The sequence below is a fragment of the Holdemania filiformis genome, assembly GCF_003459085.1.
In the GTDB taxonomy this organism is placed as follows: domain Bacteria; phylum Bacillota_I; class Bacilli_A; order Erysipelotrichales; family Erysipelotrichaceae; genus Holdemania; species Holdemania filiformis.
This window is the reverse complement of record NZ_QRUP01000008.1, coordinates 1-17,736: the sequence shown is the minus strand read 5'-3', so window position 1 is coordinate 17,736 and position 17,736 is coordinate 1. Positions and strand designations below refer to the sequence as shown.

The following is a 17,736-nucleotide window of genomic DNA, read 5'->3' as shown; positions in this document are numbered from 1 at the left end:
TCTTCCAACAACGACATGATCCGCAAGACCTGCCGTTTACTGCGAAACAAGGCAGGCATAATGCCGCAGGCCATCCGCTGATAGGCCGATGTAAAAATAATTTTCTTCTGCATCATACCCTTTTTCCGCCATGATCGTAAGACAATCATGAATATCAAAAATACTGACATCATTCGGCATTGAGAAAAAATGAAACACTTGTTGATCCGGACGCAGCCTGCCGGACTGAAGCTGATCAGTAAACGCCGCCGTGTTCTCCCAACATTCCGCCGCCGCTACGATTTGCCAGACCCGTTCTGTCAGCTTTCGGAAATCATCTTGATCCAGACCGATCAGCGGACGTTCCAGCACTCCCCGCAGCAGTTCAGGAAATCGTGAGTCATTTTGAACCAACTGAATTGAATACGTCTGTTCTCCCATTTTTAAGATCAGTTTCTCTCCTTCATAAAAAATCTTAATCTTGACCTGCGATTTTTGTTCATACGCCAGAATTTCATTTTCAACACTCATTTTCCGTTCTTCAAATGTTTCTAAGTCCTGTTCAATTTCAGCTAATTTCGCTTTATAATCCTGCACTCTTTCTTTGATTTTCTCCGGAATCGGTGCGTTTTCAAGCAGAATCACTTTAATCTCGCGAATTGAAAAGCCGACTCTTTGAAGTTCCTTAATCAGGAAAAAATCAACGGCTTGTTCCGGATCATACAGCCGGTAATGATTGCTTTCAACAAACTTCCGCGGCTTTAATAAATCAATCCGATCATAATAACGCAATGTCTGCGTCGTGCAGTGACAAAATTGAGCGAATTTTTGAATCGTTAACATTTTACTTCCTCCTGACTCCACTTTAACATTATAGAATAGGTGAAAGTAAAGTAAAATTTATCATCTTGTTCGTAATTCCTTCGCTTCTTTACCCGTCATCGCTTCAATCTGAATTTCGACCATGTTCACAACGTCCAATAATTGATCGATTTCTGCCTTGCGGCCTTCCGGATATTCTGGGGAATAGCGTTCTGCCAATTTTTCCAAAGCCGCTCGTTTCTCACCAGCTTCATTCAGAATCCGGGCCTTTCCAAAAACGATCACACTGCGAAAATAGGTCGTATACTTTTCCGGAACAACCTGATCCTGATCAATAACGCAGAAAGACACCTTGGGATTGCGGGCGATCGCTTCCAGCTTATGCCCTTCTTTGGCACAATGAAAATAGAGCTTAAAATCGCAATAAACATAACTGAGCGGTACGGCATAGGGATAATCATCTTCACCCGCGGCAGCCAGCACGCCTGAAGTTCCGCGCCGCAGCACGGCGACGCATTCTTCTTCGGATAAAGCTTGATTCTTTCTTCGCATTGTTGTTTTCATCTTTTTTCTCCTCTTGCGGTCGGTTCCACTGGAAACCAAGCCTGATGCCAAACCCTGTTTCAGCAGAATGGAAATAACCGGCCATTTCTATTTCTTCTACTGTATAAAAGCCGCTGGAATTCGTCAAGTTCTTTTCCAGTTCATCAATTGACCCGCATTCCCGAATTCATCGCAAAATAAAAGAAAGCCCCTGTGAAAGAGCTTCCTTCCCTTGTTTTATTTTTTGGAGCCGACGCCGAGCTTTTCGTTAATCTCCGCCAGATCCGCTTCCAGTTCCTGGATGAATTCTTCCTTATCTTTGATATCTTCGGCCATTTCATCCGCCGCTGTCTGACTCAACAAGGTCGGTAATTCGTTTTTCATCCACTTCAGCTGCCGCTGCTGGGATTGGATCAGTTCCATTTTCCGGTTGCGCACGTCCTGCATCCGTTTGATCCAGTCGTTATGCCGCTGTTCATTAAACTGCTTCAGTCCGGAAAAATAATCATCCGCTGCGGAACGGAATTCTTTCCACAGAGCGTCTTCTTTTTCCTTGCCGCACGATCCCGCCTCTTTCCACAGCACGTTCAGCTGCTTCATCTTCTCGGTATTCTCGCGGTTGTATTCTTTCTGCGCAACGATCGCGGCCGCCTGCTCGATCAGTTCTTTTTTCTTCTCGGCAATCTGCTGCTGACGCTCATGAATCTGCGCATAAGCCGCACTGCGGCGGTCATAGAATTTCTGACGCGCTTCGTTAAATTCATTCCACAGCTGATCGTCAACTTCTTTCCCTGCGAAGCCGGCGTTTTTCCATTCCTCCATCAACTTTCTGAGCTGATCGCTGGTCTTCTGCCATTCTTCCGAATCCGCCAGCGCTTCCGCTTTCTTGATCAACTCTTTTTTTACCTGCTGAGCGTTCACGGATTTCGCTTTCCGTTCTTCCCAATTCTGACGTTTGCGGTCAAAGAACGCGTTGCGCGCTTCGTTGAACGACTCCCACAGCTGATCGTCGGTCTCTTTTCCTGCGGAGCCAACCGCTTTCCACTGGCGCATCAGTTCGTTCATTTCCTCGGTCGCCTGATTCCAGTTTTCCGACTTCGCTAAAACCTGAGCCCGTTCAATCAGCTCTTCTTTAGCCTTCTGGATGCTCTGGAACCCTTCGTTGCGTTTGGCATAAAAAGCGTCGATCATCTTTTCGAATTCGTCTGCCAGTTCATCCTCGTATGCCGATTCCCAATAGGAAATCCGCTTCCATCTTTTCTTTAAATTCATGACTGCCGAAGCAATTTCGCTCCAATTCTTTGAAAGATCGAGCTGTTTCGCTTCTTCAATCAGTGCTTTTCGGTCTTTGATGTCCTCATCAAAATCCCGTACTTCATTCATGTCGTCCATGGCCATCGTTGTTCACCCTCCATTACAAGCTCTATGACTTCAAATTGCGTTCATGGGTTTATTATACCATTAAATGAGACAAAAATGATATCGGTTCTGACCGGAAGTTACAGAAGTTCTTCCAAAAAGAAGGACAGCGATCTAAACCAAACACCTCCGTTTTGTTTCCTGGTCTTACACTGCTTATGGAAAAGCGTTATTTTCCTAATTTCTGTTTTGCCAGAAATTGACCGGTCACGCTTTGCGGATCAGCCGCAACAGACTCCGGAGTTCCGACCGCCACAATCCGGCCGCCGTCTTCGCCCCCGCCTGGTCCCATATCAATCAGATAATCAGCGTTGGCGATCACATCCAGATCATGTTCAATGACAATCACAGTCGCGCCTTTTTCGACTAACCGATCCAAGATCCTAAGCAAAGTACGGACATCCAAGGGATGAAGTCCGATCGTTGGTTCATCGAACACAAAGACCGCGTTTTCCTGCTGCCGGCCCATTTCCGAAGCCAGCTTTAAGCGCTGCGCTTCCCCGCCGGACAAGCTCGGCGTCGCTTCGCCTAAAGTCAGATACCCCAAGCCCAGATCCTGCAAGGTCTGAAGCCGCTGACTGACTGTTTTTAAATCTCCGCAGGCCGTCAGTGCTTGCTTCACATCCATCGCCATCAGTTCCGGCAGCGAATAGTCTTGTTCCCTATTCTTGCCCCGGCGAATGAATTCCGCCGCTTTAGCGTACCTGGAACCCCGGCAATCCGGACAGGGAATTTCCACATCCGGCAAAAATTGGACGTCCAGGCTGATCGTGCCCGTCCCATCGCAGGTCGGACAGCGCAGTTTGCCTGTATTGTAAGAAAAATCACCGGCGGAATAATGAAGTGTTTTTGCCTGCGGCGTCCGCGCGTATACCTTCCGCAATTCATCATGGATATTGGCATAGGTAGCGACCGTGGAGCGAACGTTGATGCCGATCGGCGTCGCGTCGATCAGCTTGACCTGGCTGATATGCTCAGCCTCCAGCGCGCGTACAGGCTCCGGCAGCGGTTTCCCCTGGATCGCCGCTTCCAGTCCCGGAATCAAGCTTTCCAGAATCAACGTGGTCTTGCCAGATCCCGATACTCCGGCCACAACCGTCAGCCGGCCCTTCGGGATATCCACTTCCAGCGGCTTTACAGTATGCAGCGCGGCAGTGGAAAGATGGATTTTTCCCAGCTTGAACACATCATCCGAAGGTATCCGCCGGCGTACTTTAACCGCAGCCGTTTCCGCTAAGAAGGGGCCGATCTGAGAATGCGGATTGCCTTCAATTTCTTCCAAATTTCCTTCGGCGATCACCTGCCCGCCATCCGCTCCTGCTTCGGGTCCCATTTCCACAATCCAATCAGCTTCCTTCAAAATCTGCGTGTCATGATCAACAAGCACAACTGAATTTCCATCTTTGATTAAATCATGCATCACACCGGTTAAGCCTACGATGTTGGAAGGATGCAGTCCGATTGAAGGTTCATCCAGGACATACAGCACGCCGGTTGTGCGGTTGCGCACAGCCCGGGCCAGCTGCATCCGCTGCCGTTCACCGGTCGACAGCGTAGATGCCGCCCGATCCAAGGTCAGATAACCCAGTCCCAAATCCATCAGCCGTTTCGCTACAGTCTGAAACGATTCACAGATCGCGGAGGCCATTGGCCGCATTTCTTCCGGCAACGATTCCGGAACGCCTTGAACCCACACTGTCAGCTGAGATAGCGTCATCCGGCAAGCTTCATCCAGCGAAATCCCGCGCAGCTTCGGCAGGCGGGCCGCTGCGGAAAGCCGGGAACCTCCGCAATCCGGGCATACATCCTGCTTCAAAAATTTCTCTACCCGTTTCATGCCCTTTTCATCTTTGACCTTATTCAGCGCGTTTTCTACGGTATAAACAGCGTTAAAATAAGTAAAGTCGATCTCTCCGGCCTGATTCGTATTTTTGGCTTTGTAGAAAATATGTTTCTTTTCCGCCGGGCCGTGAAAAACAATCTCCCGTTCCTGCGCCGTCAGTTCAGCGAAAGGAACATCGGTCCGGACGCCCATCGCCCGGCAGACATCCGTCATCAGCGACCACATCAAAGTATTCCAAGGCGCCACCGCGCCTTCGTCAATCGTCAGCGATTCGTCGGGAACCAGTGTTGACATGTCGACTGTTCGGACAATTCCAGTACCGCCGCAGCGCCAGCAGGCTCCCTGACTATTGAAGGCCAGTTCCTCTGCGGAAGGGGCGAAGAAATGTTCCCCGCACGCCGGACAAATCAATTCCTGTCCTGCCGCAACCGCTAACGACGGCAAACAGCGATGTTCATTAGGACAACGATGATGGGCAAGCCGGGAAAACATCAGACGCAGGCTGTTTAAAAGCTCAGTTCCTGTGCCAAAGGTACTGCGGATTCCCGGAACCGCTGGGCGTTGATGCAGAGCCAGCGCGGCAGGAACATAGAGCACTTCATCCACCTGCGCCTTGGCCGCCTGCGTCATCCGCCTGCGTGTATAAGTTGATAGAGCATCAAGATAACGGCGCGAACCTTCCGCATACAAGACACCCAGGGCTAATGAGGATTTGCCGGAGCCGGACACGCCCGCTATCCCGACAATTTGATTCAGAGGAATATCAACATCAATATTTTTTAAATTATGGACACGCGCTCCGCGCACCTGAATCGTCTTGGGTAGTGAATCGGGTTCAACACTGACCGCCTGTTCCGAATAGGCTACTTTCTGTTCCATTTTATCTGCCTCTTTTTCTGTTACTGACAATAGGTCGTCTACTGCCCATTTTATCTGAAATTCCCAGGAATTAAAATATTTATTGATTCTTTATTTTACAAAAGGGTCATCGTTAATAATGAGAACAAAGACAACGTGGTTATAGAGTATATCAACAAATCATAAATTCACGTGATTAAAACCATCAATTCTCGTTACAAAGTATAGAAAAAGGTGTCCATTTAAGGACACCTCTGAATCCTTGATCCTATTCTTTTTACTCGAATTCAATCGTTCCCGGCGGCTTGGACGTGATGTCCAGCAGCACGCGGTTGACATGCGGTACTTCGTTAACAATCCGGCTGGAAATGACGCTCAGCACTTCAAACGGAATGTGTGCCCAATCCGCCGTCATCCCGTCGATCGAAGTCACCGCCCGGATGGCCACTGCGTAATCATACGTCCGCTGATCGCCCATGACGCCAACCGACTTCATATTTGTCAATGCGGTGAAATACTGCCAGATGTCGCGTTCCAGACCGGCCTTCGCAATTTCCTCGCGCAAAATCGCATCCGATTCGCGGACCATCATTAACTTTTCTTCAGTAATTTCGCCTAAAACCCGGATTCCCAATCCTGGACCCGGGAACGGCTGCCGCCACACCATTTCATCCGGCAAGCCCAGCTCTTTGCCTAACTGCCGCACTTCATCCTTAAACAACGTGTTCAGCGGTTCAATCAGCTGAAACTGCATATCCTCCGGCAGGCCGCCGACATTGTGATGCGATTTGATCGTCTGGGCGGTCTGAGTTCCGCTTTCGATCACGTCCGTATACAGCGTGCCCTGGGCCAGCCAGTGGATATTCTCGCCCTCTGCCAGCTTCTTGACTTCTTCATCGAACGTATAAACGAACTCATTGCCAATGATTTTCCGCTTCTGTTCCGGATCCGATACCCCCTTGAGCTTATCCAGGAATTTCTTCGACGCGTCAATCTTCGTCAGATTCAGCTTCATATTCCGGCCGAACGTTTCCATGACGCTCTCCGCTTCCCCTTTGCGAAGCAGACCATGATCGATGAACATGCAGTACAGCTGCGGTCCGATCGCCTTGTGCAGCAACGCCGCTACAACCGAGGAATCCACCCCGCCGGACAATGCCAGCAGCACTTTATCCGTACCGACCTGAGCGCGAATCTTTTCAATCTGCATGTCGATGTAATTGTGCATCGACCAGTTCTTCTCCGCATGACAGATCTCGAAAACGAAATTCTTCAACATTTCGTTGCCAAATTCACTATGCCGCACTTCCGGATGGAACTGAACTGTATAAATCCGCTTTTCCGGATTGCTCGTCGAAGCAAATTCACAAGTAGAGCTGGACGCGTCCTTCACAAACCCCGGAGCCAGCCTGGACACCTGATCGCCATGGCTCATCCAGACAGTCTGCTTTTTCGGCAGCCCCTTGAACAACAGGGAATCCGTTTCAATCTCAATCTCTGTCCTGCCATATTCCTTACTGTCGCACGACCGCACATCGCCGCCGTTCATGAAATGCGTCATCTGCATGCCGTAACAGATCCCCAGGATCGGCAGACCGCTCGTGAAAATTGCCGGATCACACTTGAACGCGTTCTCATCATAGACGCTGTTCGGTCCCCCGCTGAAAATAATCCCCTTTACCTCACCCAGGGCCTGGATTTCCGCCAGAGTCATCGTGTTGGGATGCAGCTCGCTGTAGACGCCGAATTCCCGGATCCGCCGGGCGATCAGCTGGTTATATTGACTGCCGAAATCAAGAACGATAATCTTATCAGCCATCGTTTTGCCTCCTTCGTTTTGAAATTGAAAAGTGAATTAAAATAACGAGTATTCTAATTCACTTTTTCCACGTTTATTTTACCATCGAAAGTTGCGGATTACCACAGAAAATGATGGATGAATCAGATGATGAAATACAGGATAAAGACGATATCCAGTATCCAGATAATCGGCCGGACTTCCTTCGCCTTACCGCTGCCCAGCATTACCGCCCCATAGGTGATAAACCCTAACGCAATGCCGTCGGAAATGGAGTAGCACAGAATCATCATGATGATCGCCATGAAACCCGTCGAAGCAAAGATGAAGTTATCCCATTCGATGCCGCCCAGCTGCTGCGCCATCAGAATTCCGACGACGATCAGAGCCGGCGCCGTAACCGCGCTGGTTACGACAGAAAGCAGCGGGAAGAAGACGATCGACAACAAGAACAGAACGCCGGTCGTCACTGCCGTTAAGCCTGTCCGTCCGCCGACTTCAACGCCTGAAGTCGATTCTACAAACGAGGTTACGGTCGAGGTGCCTAATACCGCGCCCACGCAGGTACCGACCGAGTCCGACAACAGCGCTTTTTCAATATTTTCCAGTTCGCCTTTTTCATTCACCAAGCCTGCCCGGTTTGCCACCGCAACCAGCGTTCCCGCTGTATCAAAGAAGTCGACGAACAGGAAAGAGAAAATAACGACGATGAAATCCTTATGCGCAAACAATTCGCCGAAGCCGCTCATAAACGCGCCCAGCGTCGGCATTTCAAAGTTGAACTGCATGATCGCCGTCGGCAGCTGCGGCATATTCGCTACTCCGCACAGACCCGCAATGACCCCGACCACTGCGGTGCCGATCAAGCCCCAGAACACGGCTGCCGTGACTTTTTTCGCCAACAGGATCAGCGTCAGCGCCAGACCGAAGATCGCAAGCAAAACGACCGGATCCGTCAATTTCCCCAAAGCGACGAATGTCGATTCATTCGCAACGATGATGCCGGCATTTTTCAAACCGATGAACGCGATGAAGAAGCCGATGCCCGCGCCGATCGCCAGCTTCAGCTGCTGCGGGATCGCGTTGATGATCATTTTACGCAAACCGGTAACCGAAATAACGATGAAGATAATTCCGGAAACAAAGACCGCTGCCAAAGCCGCCTGCCAGCTGTAGCCGAACTGCATACAGACGGTGTAGGTGAAGAACGCGTTGACGCCCATACCCGGAGCCAAGGAAACTGGATAGTTCGCCAGCACGCCCATCAGGATGGATGCGATCCCTGACGCAATCGCCGTTGCCAGGAAGACGGACTGCACCGGCATACCCGTGGCCCCCAGCATCCCCGGATTGACCGCCAGGATATACGCCATAGCTAAGAAGGTGGTCAGGCCAGCCAAAATTTCCGTTTTGACCGTCGTTTTGTGAGAAGACAGCTTAAATAACTTTTCTAACATAATTCCCCTTACTTTCTAAAAAAGCTTCGCCGTAAAAGAAAAAGCTTCCTGAAGACAGAAGCATGAAGAAAGGCTTCCATCGTAGAATGACGGTTACGGCCGCCATGTAGAGACTCCTGCGCCCAATCCCCAGGAATATACGGTGAACTTTTACGTTTGTCATTATAGCAGAGGTTCCTGCCAGTGACCAGTGTTTTAACGAGTTTTAACAATTTTCTACGGAAATCAGGGCAGAAACCATTCCTTATTTATAAGAAACAGAAATTCATTGGGAAATGCCATCCCCGGCATCACTTCTGATTGCACTTTTCTAAGGGGCAGGCTACAATGAAAACGAATCATCGAAGACCATAAACAGATGGCAGGTCCGCCATCTCAAGGAAGGAGATCTTTATGAAAAAACACATTACGGTTGAAGTTTGCTGCGGCAGCGTCGACGACTGCCTGCTGGCAGAAAAGCTGGGGGCTGACCGAATTGAATTGAACCACGCCTTGGAACTGGGCGGCCTGACGCCGTCGTTGGGAACATTCCTGGAAGCCAAACGCCAGGTCAGCTTGCCGATCTGCGTCATGATCCGGCCGCGGGGCGCCGGCTTTGATTATACTGAGAGACAGTTTCAGGCCATGCTGAAAGATGCCGAACTCTTTATTGAACATGGAGCTGACGGCCTGGTCTTCGGCTTTCTGAATGAAGATGGCAGTATTAACGAAGAACGCACCTGTCAGATGGTGAAAGCTGCCCGCGGAAAGGAAGCTATTTTCCATAAGGCTTATGACAGCACAAAGAACATGGAGGACTCGCTGAAGACGCTGATCCGCTGCGGCATTACGCGGGTTCTGACCAGCGGCGGCGCAGTTTATCCCAATATTGTTGAAGGATGCAAGGAATTAGGCCGTTTACAGGATCTCTACGGCGATCAGATCCAGATTCTCCCCGGAGGCGGTGTCCGGGAACACAACGCGCGGCAAGTGCTCAAGCTTGCGCATACCGGCCAAATCCATCTGACGGCGAAGAATACATTGATCGATGAATCTACCGGCCATTATCACACCGCTGGCAATCGCTCCGGCCTGGAATATTTAGCGGTTGGCGAAATGAACTTGAAAAAGATCATGGAACAAATCCGCGGCTTCGATGATGACGATCCGGATACACTTGTCACCCTGTTTCCAGGATGATTCTGAGCTCTCCCGATAATTATCCTCAACACAAGGTATTCCTAACGATTAAGCCACGCAAAAGAAACCATTTTCATTTAATATGTAATTTTTACAACCGACAATGAAAATATCTTGACAATCATTACTAATCAGTTTAAACTACTAACCATAAACAGAAACTTGATGGTCCTGATCAAATTCCTGTTTAGATCTAAGTAAAATGAATATAACCTTATGAACAGTTTCCTCTTTTTCCTCTCTTTCATTTTACTTAACCCGTGGGTTCTGTGCTTCCTTTCACAGGCCCTGATTCCTGGAAAAGTCGGTGGCTCCGACTTTTTTTATTTTCTGCCGCTTTGGCTTTCCTTTTTCGTTTAAGCCCTGTAATCAACAACACTCCCGCTTCGCGCTCTGTTCATTTTGTATCTTTGTTCGCCTGTCTCAGAATCGTTCCGGCCTATTTTCACGTCGTTCGCTCACAATTTTCGTTTACCCCGTTTCTCAGTTCTTTAAAAAGAAGACAGAAATGAAAAAAGATAAACCTCACCGCAGTGAAATTTATCTTTTCTTTCGCTTATCCGCAGCCTTCTGCAAAAGCCTCAGAGATCGCGTGCCGTCTTCATTCCAATGCTTATGTGGAATTTATATTTAATAAAATTTGTAAACTGATAAAACTTTTCTTAATAAGCCTCATTGTTGCGTGCCATGTCAATGATCTGAAGCATGGTCTGCTTATCCATCGCCCCCGGCATGTAGCCATACACATTGCCTTCCGTGTTGATCAGGTAGGTTGTCGGCAGACCGGTGATGCCATAGTTGTAATTAACCTGTCCATCCTCATCAAAGACCGTCGGGAACGTATATCCGTTTTTATCCAGGAAGTCGATGACCCCCTGTTTATCCGTTTCCCTTCCGCCCGGCTGATTCACAACCAGAATGACCAGATCGTCCGGCAGTTCTTCATACAGTTCCTGCACCGAAGGCAGCTCCGCTTTGCAATAAGTGCACCAGGTGGCAAAGAATTGCAGCATGACAATCTTCCCCTTATAGTCCGAAAGCGTATGGGTATTGCCGTACTGGTCTGTCAGCGTAAAATCATAGGCCGGGATCACTTCGCGTCCGTTTTCATCCACGGACGGCGTCGTTGTCGGCTGCGGTCCGTCCGTCGAAGCCGCTGCATTTCCCGATTGCCGATGCAGCTGCTCAGAAATGGACGCCACCGCCGGAATACTCATCCACAATCCCATGACAATCAATAAAATACCTCCCAGCTTCATCGCTTTCGGCAGCCAGCTCTTTTTCTTCTGCAGCCAGTTCAGCGCTTCTTCCGTGAACAGGCCTAAAACCAGGAACGGAACGACAAAGCCCAGGCCGTAACAGAAGATCAGCAGCGTACTGCTGGAGGAAGCCGCCGCAGCGACCAGCACCGAAGAAAGCATCGGTCCGATGCACGGTGTCCAGGCAAAGCTGAACAAAAAGCCCATCGCATACGCCTGGATCAGGCTGCCGGCTTCTTTGCCCGCCTGCTTCTGCGTGAACCGGAACTCCCGCATTAAAAACGGAATCTGAATCCAGCCCAACTGCACTAACCCGAAGAACACGATCAGAATTCCACCCAAAAGCGAGATCAACAGACGATTTTCATTCAGCCATCCGCTCAATCCCTTTGCCGACATCGCCGCGATGAAGAACACCGTACAGATGCCGAGCACAAACGCCAGCGTAAACCCAAAGATATGCAGACGTTTCCGCCAGCCCGTCAAATCCTTTTTCAGCGCATCCTGACTCAGATACGCCATATAAACTGGTAAAATCGGCAGAACGCAGGGGGAGAAAAACGACAGGAACCCCTCCGTCAGCACAAGCCATGCTTGATTATTCATACATCAAATCCTTTCCTCTGCTCTAAATAAAACAAAGGAAAATGCCGTCTTGCAGCATTTCCCCCTTATTTAATCCTTACTTCAGTAAGAAAAAGTAAGCTAAGACCAAGATTCCCAAGACAATCCGGTACACGCCGAACGCCTTGAAGTCATGTTTGCGGATATAGCCCATCAGGAAGCGAATCGCAAACACCGAAACGATGAACGCGACAACCATTCCGACGATCAGCACCGAAGCGGTCGCCAGGGAGAAAGCGATCTTCATTTTGATCAGCTTCAATAAGCTGGCGCCGAACATCACCGGCACTGCCAAGAAAAACGAGAATTCCGCCGCGATACCGCGCGAACAGCCTAATAAAACCGCACCCAGAATCGTTGCTCCGGAACGGGATGTTCCCGGGATCAGCGCCAGGACCTGGAAAACGCCGATTGCCAGCGCTGTTTTGTAGCTCATCTTTTCAAAAGAAGTCACGCTCGGTCGGCGATGCCGGTTCTCAATAATCAGAAAGGCTACGCCGTAGAGAATCAACATGGCGGCCACTGTGATTGGATTGTAGAAATACGCGTCGATCAGATCGTCGAACAACACGCCGATGATCCCGGCCGGCACCACCGCCACGATGACTTTCAGCCACAGATCGATCGTACTGCGCTTTTCATAGGCGTTCTTACGCGGGGAAAACGGATTCAGCTTGTGGAAATACAGCAGCAGAACCGCCAGGATCGATCCAAACTGGATGACGACCATAAACATATCGACGAATTCTTTATTGGCGGCCGCATCCGCCAGTACGGTCAGCGGCATCAGCTCATTGACCAGAATCATATGCCCGGTGCTGCTGATCGGCAGCCATTCGGTGATCCCCTGGACTATGCCCAGCACGATCGCCTTCAATAATTCTATCATCAGATTCACGGAATTCACTCCTTCACTGCTAACATCTTAGCAGACAGTCTTCGTTATTATACCATTGAAATACGGCGGACTCTACCTTTTCCGACGCTTTTCCAGTTTTTTTGACTCCGGCCGTCTTAATTTCGGCAATCCAGCTCCATGATATAATCGTCCATAAAGTAACCGCCGCCAATCGGCGTTTTTTCTTCGCGGAGGGTAACGAATCCCCATTTTTGATAAACCGCGATGGAATCGGCGTTAAAGCGATTGACAGTCAGCTGAATCCGGCCGGTTCCCGCTTTGGCTTCCTCCTTGAGAACCGCCAGCACCCGCGATGCCAGGCCCAGTCCCCGGGCTTCGGCCGCCAGATACAGCTTGCTTAAGAATAAGAAATCCGGCCGTCCGGCGGTTGCGACATAACCGCAAAGTTTACCTTGATGGAAAACACCGCGGTAGCGATACCCCTGGTTGGCGATCTGATCTTTCATCGCGGGCAGCGATTGGAAATGCTCTACCATATAATTCACCTGATCCACTCCCAGGATCGGCTCATAATGTTCATGCCAGATCGTTTCCGCCAGCTTGGCGATCTGTCGCAATAACGCCTCATCGGCATCCAATAATTCAAAAGCTTCCATGATCTTTCCTCTTTCTTTCTGTATTTCCACCGTTGAGGGCGGTTACTGCGCCGCTTTCTGCAGCTCGGTTTCCCGCTGTTTTTCCAGCGTCCGCCGTTCCAAATCCAATAACGTCCGTTTGATCTGCAGCCCTCCGCCGTACCCTGTCAGCGAACCATCCGCGCCGATCACCCGGTGGCAGGGGATGAAAATCGGAATGGGATTGCGATGATTCGCCATGCCGATCGCCCGCAGCGCCTTCGGTTTGCCAATGCTTTCCGCCTGCTGCTTATAAGTACGGGTTTCCCCATAGGGAATTTCCATAAGGGCCTGCCAGGCTGCTTTCTGAAACTCGGTTCCTTCCGGATGCAGTATCAGCTCAAATGTCTGCCGTTTTCCTTCCAGATATTCCTGCAGCTGCGTAAACGCCTGCCACAAACAAGCGGTTTCCGCGACTTCACATTCCTCGTCTTCCGGGAATTCCTGTTCAAAATCAACTCTTACTATTCGTTCATCCCGTTCTTCAATCCGGATCATTCCCAGCGTCGTCCGGCGGTAAAAACAAGCGCGCATACGGTTCCTCCCTCATTTTTAAGTGACTTCCTTCCGCAGAGATTCCAAACAAAACGACGATGTTGAAAGACCAGCGGATTTCACTGCTTTTATTTTACTCTAGCAACGTCCAAAAGAAAAGCCTTGTGCGCGGCATTGGGATTTCTCAGGCCGAAATCGGATTTTAGAGTAAACTCAGAAAAAGACGTCTGGAAACCATGAGTCCCCGGACGTCGATAAATCATCTCTTAGCTGAAATAAACCAGGTCGTCTTTTAATTCCTCTGTCGGCTGCAGCGACTGAACATGCGGAACGACCAGATTCCGCTGATATTCCTCATCATATTCCACTTCAATTCGAGCGGTGATGACAATCCATTCATTGAGCACCAGCTGAACCGGCTTGGCGCACTTGCACAGATAGCCGATCAACGAGGTATCCTCCGCGCAGCAGACCATCGCGTAACGTCCCATGACAAACGAACGCTTATCGTTTTCCACATGAACGACTTTGCCCTTAAACCGCACAACCTTGCCATCGTATTTATATGGATGATCTAAGGCGTCCATATACCACAGGCCATAATCATCGTCCTGAATGTCGATCACCGCGGCATTGAGATCAAAGGGGAGATCATCCTCCGGCAGGTCGTTGATTCCGCCGTCAACGGATTCATAGATGATCTGGGCACCTTTGTTGATCGCTTTGATATTGCTTCGCAGAAATGATTTCTTCGTGTTGGAATCACAGCGGTTGATCAGAATCATCTCGGAATGCACCAGCTGATCATACATCAAAGACCGCATATTATTGACGTACATCATAAACGTCTGCGCATCGACCGTGGAAATGATCTGTACTAACATCCAGTTGATGGGAAATTCCATGTCGAGAAATTCGGTCACGCTCCACATGCCGTTAAACTCGATGAACACCTGCTTTGGCCGGTATTCCTGCTCCAGCTTTTCCAGATAATCCGCCGTCAGTTCTTCCTTGTCCTCCACTGTTACAAGAACGGAATGAGTTTGTTTTAAAAACTTTTGATCAAACTCTACTTCGCCTTGTTCGCACGCCAGGATCAGAGTTTTCGAGCCATCGTTGAATTCCGGATCGGACAGCGTTTCCTTCATCATCGACGATTTGCCACTCTCCAAAAATCCGGTAAATAAATATACAGGAACGTCCATAACTTACCCCTTTACATGAAACAGCCCGGCCAGCTGAGTTTCGTCAAGCTGCGAACCGATAACGCACAGCATTCCGGCAACGGCGGCCGCCCCCCGGCGGATTTCGCATTCGCCAGGAACCAGATCAAAATGCAGCCAGGTTCCATCCGTGCAGGGAACAATTCCCTTTGCGCGCAGAACCGTGCCGGTTACCGAGCCCTCAGCAATTTGATTCAACGTCTGGCGCAGCTCGTCCTCTGTATAGACATGCGCTGTCTGAACGCTCCAGCTGGTAAAGACCTCGTCCGCATCATGTCCGTGATGATGGTGGTGATGGTGATGATGGCCGCACTCGCATTCCTCATCATGGTCGTGGTGATGACCGCATTCACATTCCTCATCATGATCGTGGTGATGACCGCATTCACATTCTTCATCCTGGTCATGGTGATGGCCGCACTCGCATTCTTCATCGTGATCGTGATGATGGCCGCATTCGCATTCTTCATCATGGTCGTGGTGATGGCCGCACTCGCATTCTTCATCATGGTCGTGATGATGGCCGCATTCGCATTCCTCATTATGGTCGTGGTGATGGCCGCACTCACATTCCTCATCATGGTCATGGTGATGCGGCAGACAATCATCTTCCTTCATCAGCTGCTCCATCAGTTCCTTCTGTTCCATCGCTTCCAGAATCTGCGCGCCGCTGACCGCATCCCATGGGGTCGTAATAACGACCGCCTTCGGGTTCTTTTCCCGGATCAGCGCCAGGCATTCCGCCAGCTTTTCTTCGCTTAATTTCTGTGTCCGGCTTAAAACGATCGTGTTGGCATGTTCGATCTGGTTGTTGAAAAACTCACCGAAATTCTTCATATACAGCTTGCATTTCGTCGCATCCGCAACTGTGGTAAAGCTGTGCAGTTCCATCCCGGTTTCAGCCTGAACTCCCTGAACAGCGCCGATGACATCCGACAGTTTGCCCACGCCGGATGGTTCAATAATAATCCGATCCGGCTGAAATTGTTCCGCGCATTTTTTCAAGGCCTCCGCAAAGTCGCCGACCAGACTGCAGCAGATGCATCCGGAATTCATTTCCTTGATCTCCACGCCGGCTTCCTTTAAGAACCCTCCATCGATTCCAATCTCGCCAAATTCATTCTCAATCAGCACCGTTTTCTCTTTTGGAAAACCTTCCTGCAACAATTTTTTGATCAACGTTGTTTTTCCTGCACCGAGAAATCCTGAAATAATATCAATTTGTGTCATGATTCATCCTTCTTTCCTTCTGTTTTTATCCGCAGATCTTGATTTCTGATTCCGCCGGAGTTTTCCTTTTCCAGATTCCTCTCCGGCCTGGTCTGTGTTCCTTATTTTAGCACTTTCCGTTTGGAAATGACAGGCTTCTGCCTGTTCAGTTTCGATTGTTGACCAAAATTCCGTTCTCCATTCGTCTGTGCTATACTTAATTCAAATCAAGGAGGGATGCAATAGTGAAAATCCGATGCGAACACTGCGGCGGCGATCTCACTAAAACTGTGCGCTCCGCCTTTGCGCGCTATGACGCCGGACCGCTGGAATGTCCCGACTGCCATGCTTTTCAATCGCGGAGCCTGACGCCGGCTGATTTCCTGATCGATCAGCTCACAACGCTGTCCTGCATGCTGGGGTTGATTTTGCTTCTGCCTGTTTTCGCTCAGATTCAATCTGAACTGCGGGCTTTCGTAAACCTTCTGCTATTGGGCGGCGGTATTCTGGTTCTGAATCAATTTCAATTTCTGCTTTACTGTTTCCCACCTGTCGTAGCCCGACCGTACTCCCCGCAGGAACAGCTCAAGAATCAACATCGTTTCAATTTTATGCGGCTGATTGGCATCTGTGCGCTGGTGTTCTCGTTCGTTTACTTTCACACCCTGTCGTCGGTCATCGTTGTTTTAGTCAGCTGTCTGATTTATACGGCCTTCCATCTGCTTATGCTTTTCCTGCATAGAGCGATGCCGTCAAAATAATACCAGGCCGGAAACTGCCGGAACCAAAACTGCTCAATGACGCTGTGCTTGCGTTGATTCTGTTTTCCAGCGGGAATGTTCCCGATCATTTGTCGCCGCTCCGCTGCCTTGCGGCGTGAAATAACGCTATATTCAGGCTTTAGAATATGGTACAATAAAATAAGGTGATATCCATGAAAGTTAACTGTGAAAGCTGCGGGAAGCCGATTACCGCTCAGGTCAATTCCCTCTTTGAACAATTCGAACCGGGCCGCGTCGTCTGTCCGCATTGTCATCATCAACAAAAGCGGTATATCAGCGAAGCCGATCTGTTGATCTATTTCTGCTTCAGCGCTGTACTGTATTCGATCGTGCTGGTTCTGATTTTCTTCTTATTGAACTGGAAGATGCAGGCCTGGATTCTGATCCTGGCCGTCGGTTTGTTTGTCGCCGCCTATTTCGCGATGAAGTATGGCAGCGCGATGTTGTATGAAAGAGCTTATTTCAAGCCGGACATCAAAAACAAAGTCATTCAGGAAGACGTCAATACCGTGCGCAAACGTCTGAAAACTCAGTTCATTCTGTTTATGCTCGTCGCGTTCATGTTTGGTACGCAGCCGGAATTTATCCCCTTCTTCTTTATCCTGATCGCCGCATTCCTCGCGCTGACCGTGATTAAAGTTCGCTTGGCTATACGCAATGAAAGAGGCTGTGACAGATAAGGGATAGGAAAAAATAAAAAAATGCGTAACTTC

Annotated in this window: 15 protein-coding genes and 1 riboswitch; of the genes, 3 read left to right on the top strand and 12 right to left on the bottom strand. The window is 49.5% G+C overall.

Features of this window, described 5'->3' with window-relative positions; translation table 11 throughout:
• Nucleotides 1–36 precede the first annotated feature (36 nt).
• From DWY25_RS07750 to DWY25_RS07725, 6 genes are all read right to left on the bottom strand, one after another.
• The gene (locus tag DWY25_RS07750) at nucleotides 37–822 is read right to left on the bottom strand and encodes a MerR family transcriptional regulator (RefSeq protein WP_117894759.1); all 786 of its coding nucleotides are present in this window, start codon (nucleotides 820–822) and stop codon (nucleotides 37–39) included.
• A gap of 60 nt (nucleotides 823–882) precedes the next feature.
• Nucleotides 883–1,365, bottom strand: coding sequence for a pyridoxamine 5'-phosphate oxidase family protein (locus DWY25_RS07745; protein WP_117894758.1), 483 nt, complete (start codon nucleotides 1,363–1,365; stop codon nucleotides 883–885).
• Between the two features lie 216 nt (nucleotides 1,366–1,581).
• Nucleotides 1,582–2,742: a DUF349 domain-containing protein gene (locus DWY25_RS07740; protein ID WP_006061043.1), complete on the bottom strand. Its 1,161-nt coding sequence runs from the start codon at nucleotides 2,740–2,742 to the stop codon at nucleotides 1,582–1,584.
• Between the two features lie 190 nt (nucleotides 2,743–2,932).
• Nucleotides 2,933–5,485 carry an excinuclease ABC subunit UvrA gene (locus tag DWY25_RS07735; protein WP_117894757.1) on the bottom strand — a complete coding sequence of 851 codons (2,553 nt, stop codon included), beginning with the start codon at nucleotides 5,483–5,485 and terminating at the stop codon, nucleotides 2,933–2,935.
• Between the two features lie 256 nt (nucleotides 5,486–5,741).
• The gene (gene guaA, locus DWY25_RS07730; protein WP_117894756.1) at nucleotides 5,742–7,283 is read right to left on the bottom strand and encodes a glutamine-hydrolyzing GMP synthase; all 1,542 of its coding nucleotides are present in this window, start codon (nucleotides 7,281–7,283) and stop codon (nucleotides 5,742–5,744) included.
• Nucleotides 7,284–7,405: 122 nt separating this feature from the next.
• Nucleotides 7,406–8,719 (bottom strand): NCS2 family permease, encoded by a 1,314-nt coding sequence (locus DWY25_RS07725; RefSeq protein WP_006061049.1) that lies wholly within the window; start codon nucleotides 8,717–8,719, stop codon nucleotides 7,406–7,408.
• Nucleotides 8,720–8,781: 62 nt separating this feature from the next.
• A riboswitch (purine riboswitch) is annotated at nucleotides 8,782–8,882 on the bottom strand.
• Between the two features lie 230 nt (nucleotides 8,883–9,112).
• On the opposite strand from DWY25_RS07725, the gene DWY25_RS07720 reads away from it, so the two are divergent.
• On the top strand, nucleotides 9,113–9,898 hold the full coding sequence (locus DWY25_RS07720; RefSeq protein ID WP_117894755.1) for a copper homeostasis protein CutC: 786 nt from the start codon (nucleotides 9,113–9,115) through the stop codon (nucleotides 9,896–9,898).
• Nucleotides 9,899–10,560: 662 nt separating this feature from the next.
• Here the strand turns inward: DWY25_RS07720 and DWY25_RS07715 are convergent.
• The 6 genes from DWY25_RS07715 to DWY25_RS07690 all read right to left on the bottom strand — a co-directional run bounded on the left by DWY25_RS07715 (nucleotide 10,561) and on the right by DWY25_RS07690 (nucleotide 16,262).
• On the bottom strand, nucleotides 10,561–11,763 hold the full coding sequence (locus tag DWY25_RS07715) for a cytochrome c biogenesis protein/redoxin (RefSeq protein WP_117894754.1): 1,203 nt from the start codon (nucleotides 11,761–11,763) through the stop codon (nucleotides 10,561–10,563).
• Nucleotides 11,764–11,839: 76 nt separating this feature from the next.
• A complete protein-coding gene (locus tag DWY25_RS07710) occupies nucleotides 11,840–12,670 on the bottom strand; it encodes an undecaprenyl-diphosphate phosphatase (RefSeq protein WP_117894856.1) in 831 nt (276 codons plus the stop codon).
• A gap of 125 nt (nucleotides 12,671–12,795) precedes the next feature.
• Nucleotides 12,796–13,296, bottom strand: coding sequence for a GNAT family N-acetyltransferase (locus DWY25_RS07705; RefSeq protein WP_117894753.1), 501 nt, complete (start codon nucleotides 13,294–13,296; stop codon nucleotides 12,796–12,798).
• 42 nt (nucleotides 13,297–13,338) lie between these two features.
• On the bottom strand, nucleotides 13,339–13,848 hold the full coding sequence (locus tag DWY25_RS07700; protein ID WP_181981746.1) for a methylated-DNA--[protein]-cysteine S-methyltransferase: 510 nt from the start codon (nucleotides 13,846–13,848) through the stop codon (nucleotides 13,339–13,341).
• Between the two features lie 227 nt (nucleotides 13,849–14,075).
• Nucleotides 14,076–15,014: a TIGR03943 family putative permease subunit gene (locus DWY25_RS07695; protein ID WP_006061057.1), complete on the bottom strand. Its 939-nt coding sequence runs from the start codon at nucleotides 15,012–15,014 to the stop codon at nucleotides 14,076–14,078.
• Nucleotides 15,015–15,017: 3 nt separating this feature from the next.
• On the bottom strand, nucleotides 15,018–16,262 hold the full coding sequence (locus DWY25_RS07690) for a CobW family GTP-binding protein (RefSeq protein WP_117894752.1): 1,245 nt from the start codon (nucleotides 16,260–16,262) through the stop codon (nucleotides 15,018–15,020).
• Nucleotides 16,263–16,486: 224 nt separating this feature from the next.
• Here DWY25_RS07690 and DWY25_RS07685 point away from each other — a divergent pair, with 224 nt between their 5' ends.
• Both DWY25_RS07685 and DWY25_RS07680 read left to right on the top strand, forming a co-directional pair.
• On the top strand, nucleotides 16,487–17,002 hold the full coding sequence (locus DWY25_RS07685; RefSeq protein ID WP_117894751.1) for a hypothetical protein: 516 nt from the start codon (nucleotides 16,487–16,489) through the stop codon (nucleotides 17,000–17,002).
• Between the two features lie 173 nt (nucleotides 17,003–17,175).
• On the top strand, nucleotides 17,176–17,703 hold the full coding sequence (locus DWY25_RS07680; RefSeq protein WP_117894750.1) for an LIM domain-containing protein: 528 nt from the start codon (nucleotides 17,176–17,178) through the stop codon (nucleotides 17,701–17,703).
• The last annotated feature ends 33 nt before the right edge of the window (nucleotides 17,704–17,736 follow it).

Excerpts from the sequence above, each read along its gene's own strand:
- DWY25_RS07695 (WP_006061057.1), bottom strand. The coding sequence starts at position 15,014 with ATGGACGTTCCTGTATATTTATTTACCGGATTTTTGGAGAGTGGCAAA.
- DWY25_RS07745 (WP_117894758.1), bottom strand. The coding sequence starts at position 1,365 with ATGAAAACAACAATGCGAAGAAAGAATCAAGCTTTATCCGAAGAAGAA.
- DWY25_RS07740 (WP_006061043.1), bottom strand. The coding sequence starts at position 2,742 with ATGGCCATGGACGACATGAATGAAGTACGGGATTTTGATGAGGACATC.
- DWY25_RS07700 (WP_181981746.1), bottom strand. The coding sequence starts at position 13,848 with ATGCGCGCTTGTTTTTACCGCCGGACGACGCTGGGAATGATCCGGATT.
- DWY25_RS07680 (WP_117894750.1), top strand. The coding sequence starts at position 17,176 with ATGAAAGTTAACTGTGAAAGCTGCGGGAAGCCGATTACCGCTCAGGTC.
- DWY25_RS07735 (WP_117894757.1), bottom strand. The coding sequence starts at position 5,485 with ATGGAACAGAAAGTAGCCTATTCGGAACAGGCGGTCAGTGTTGAACCC.
- DWY25_RS07725 (WP_006061049.1), bottom strand. The coding sequence starts at position 8,719 with ATGTTAGAAAAGTTATTTAAGCTGTCTTCTCACAAAACGACGGTCAAA.
- DWY25_RS07705 (WP_117894753.1), bottom strand. The coding sequence starts at position 13,296 with ATGGAAGCTTTTGAATTATTGGATGCCGATGAGGCGTTATTGCGACAG.
- guaA (WP_117894756.1), bottom strand. The coding sequence starts at position 7,283 with ATGGCTGATAAGATTATCGTTCTTGATTTCGGCAGTCAATATAACCAG.
- DWY25_RS07690 (WP_117894752.1), bottom strand. The coding sequence starts at position 16,262 with ATGACACAAATTGATATTATTTCAGGATTTCTCGGTGCAGGAAAAACA.
- DWY25_RS07710 (WP_117894856.1), bottom strand. The coding sequence starts at position 12,670 with ATGATAGAATTATTGAAGGCGATCGTGCTGGGCATAGTCCAGGGGATC.
- DWY25_RS07750 (WP_117894759.1), bottom strand. The coding sequence starts at position 822 with ATGTTAACGATTCAAAAATTCGCTCAATTTTGTCACTGCACGACGCAG.
- DWY25_RS07715 (WP_117894754.1), bottom strand. The coding sequence starts at position 11,763 with ATGAATAATCAAGCATGGCTTGTGCTGACGGAGGGGTTCCTGTCGTTT.
- DWY25_RS07720 (WP_117894755.1), top strand. The coding sequence starts at position 9,113 with ATGAAAAAACACATTACGGTTGAAGTTTGCTGCGGCAGCGTCGACGAC.